General features: G+C 75.1%; 3 protein-coding genes. 2 read left to right on the top strand and 1 reads right to left on the bottom strand.

Annotation, left to right across the window (positions count from 1 at the left end):
• A partial coding sequence (locus tag ACWDVG_RS31585) for a hypothetical protein (protein ID WP_451704358.1) occupies positions 1 to 191 on the bottom strand: 191 nt, incomplete at its 3' end.
• A gap of 170 nt (positions 192 to 361) precedes the next feature.
• Here ACWDVG_RS31585 and ACWDVG_RS31580 point away from each other — a divergent pair.
• Both ACWDVG_RS31580 and ACWDVG_RS31575 read left to right on the top strand, forming a co-directional pair.
• On the top strand, positions 362 to 1,219 hold the full coding sequence (locus tag ACWDVG_RS31580) for a (2Fe-2S)-binding protein (RefSeq protein ID WP_451704356.1): 858 nt from the start codon (positions 362 to 364) through the stop codon (positions 1,217 to 1,219).
• 205 nt (positions 1,220 to 1,424) lie between these two features.
• Positions 1,425 to 2,362: DUF2637 domain-containing protein (locus ACWDVG_RS31575; RefSeq protein WP_451704354.1), on the top strand; the 938-nt coding region annotated here is incomplete at its 3' end.

Raw genomic sequence — 2,362 nt, 5'->3', positions numbered from 1 at the left:
GGGGCCGGGGTCGCGGCCGGGGCCGGGGCCGGGGCCGGGGTCGCGGCCGTACCCGTCGACGCGGGCGACGACGCCGGGCCCGGAGCCGTACCCCGTACCCGTACGACGGTTTCGTCCTCGGTCCGGGCGGGGTCGGCGAACGGCGGGGACGGCCGTTCCGTCGCCCGCTCGTGCGCTGCGCCCTGCTCCACTCGGGTCCTCCTGCGGCCTCGTGCCGGGCCCGGCTCGCGAAGCCGGGGTCCCGTGTGCACGATAGGCGAACAGGGCGCTCCCCCGCGGCGGCGGCCGCGGGTGGTGAGCAGCGATCGCGTTTCGGGTAAGGTAAGGCTTACCTGCTAACGATCGCGATTCGGTGGTCCGCATGACCGTCCCCGCCCTGTTGCCCGCTCCCCTCACCTCGCCCGTCGCGGCCTCCTACGCCCGGCTGTCCGAGGTCTTCCCCGGCCTGCGGATAGCGGAGTCGGCCGGGGACGCGCGGCTGCCGCGCGGCGCGGGCTGGGTCGGCGCGGACGAGCTGGGGGCGGGCGGGCCCGCCCTCGACGCCTTCCTCGCCTGGGACGACGCGCAGGTGCTGCGCGACTACGGCACCCGGGGCCGCCCCGACGTCGTCGCGAGCTTCGGACTGCACCGGTACGCCTGGCCCGCCTGCCTGCTCGTCACCGTGCCGTGGTTCCTGCACCGCAGGGTGCCCCGTCTGCCCGCCCGGAACGTCTCCTTCCAGCGGGCGCTCGGCCGCATGACGGTCCGCGTCGAGGAGTTCGCCTGCCTGCCGGGCGACCCCGCCGCCGCCCTGCCCGGCGCCCGGATCGTCGCCGACGAGGAGGCGCTGCGCGCCGAGGTGCGGTCCTCGCTCGCCGAGCACTTCGAGGTGGTCCTCGACGGCTTCGGCAGCCGGATGCGCCGGGGCCGCAGGGCCCTGTGGGGGATGGCCACCGACGAGATCGTCGAGGGCCTCTGGTACGTCGCGGCGCTGCTCGGCGAGGAGGAGCGGGCGAAGGCCGAGCTCGAACTCCTCGTGCCGCGCACCGCCAAGCCGTACGTGGGGCCCGCGGGCTTCCGCGAACTGCCCGGGGCCGAGCTGCCGGACGGCACGCCGCGGGCCACCCGGGACCGGGCCTCCTGCTGCTTCTTCTACACGCTGCGCCCCGAGGACACGTGCCTCACCTGCCCGCGGACGTGCGACGCGGAGCGGGTCCGCCGTCTGGCGGAGACCGCCTGACCCCTCCCGGGGGATTACGCCACCCTTCCGGGTGACGTAAATCGAACTCAATTCCCTTTAGCTGGGCAGGCGTTCGACCAGATCGCACCTATTCGCATGTCCTGCGGCCCCGATGGCGTGCACTTGCCCCGAAACCCGGTGTGCGCCGCACGGGGTCGGCCAGTATGGGCGGCCAAACGCCCTACTGCGATGCGAGGGACACCGCATGAGACTGACCGACATATCGCTGGACTGGCTGCTTCCGGGTGGCGTGATGGTGGCCGGAGTCCTGACGGCGGTGGCGGTGCTCGCGCGCGGAAAGCGCGCCGGTGACCAGGCCGCGGCCGAGGACTCCTGGGAGCGCAGCGAGGAACGCCGCCGTCGCAAGGAAGCCGTCTACGGATTCGCCTCGTACGGCCTGCTGTTCTGCTGCGCCGCGGTCGCGGCGGCGCTCTCCTTCCACGGGCTCGTCGGCTTCGGCCGGCAGAACCTCAACCTGACCGGAGGCTGGGAGTACCTGGTCCCCTTCGGCCTCGACGGCGCCGCCATGTTCTGCTCGGTCCTCGCCGTCCGCGAGGCGAGCCACGGCGACGCGGCCCTCGGCTCGCGGCTCCTCGTCTGGCTCTTCGCGGGCGCCGCGGCCTGGTTCAACTGGGTCCACGCGCCCCGGGGCCTGGGCCACGACGGGGCTCCGCAGTTCTTCGCCGGGATGTCCCTGTCGGCGGCGGTCCTCTTCGACCGGGCGCTCAAGCAGACCCGCCGGGCGGCGCTCCGCGAGCAGGGCCTGGTCCCGCGCCCGCTGCCGCAGATCCGGATCGTACGGTGGCTGCGGGCACCCCGGGAGACGTTCGCGGCCTGGTCGCTGATGCTCCTGGAGGGCGTACGGACCCTGGACGAGGCCGTCGACGAGGTGCGCGAGGACCGGCGGGAGAAGGAGCAGAACCGGATCCGCCGGCGCGAGCAGGCCAAGCTCGACCGGGCACAGATCAAGGCGCTCAACCGCCAGCACCGCGCCTTCGGGCTCGGCAGGGGCGGCGGGCGGCAGGTGGAGGTGGCGGCGCTGGGCGCCGCCCCGGCAACGGGGTCCGGCCAGGGCTCCGGCGCCGGCTCCGGGTCGGGTTCCGCGGCGGCCGCCCGGCAGGCGGGCGGCGGGGAGCCCGCCCG

Source organism: Streptomyces sp. NPDC003327 (assembly GCF_053589515.1).
Note: the sequence above shows the minus strand (reverse complement) of the source record. Positions and strands in the feature narration are given on the sequence as shown.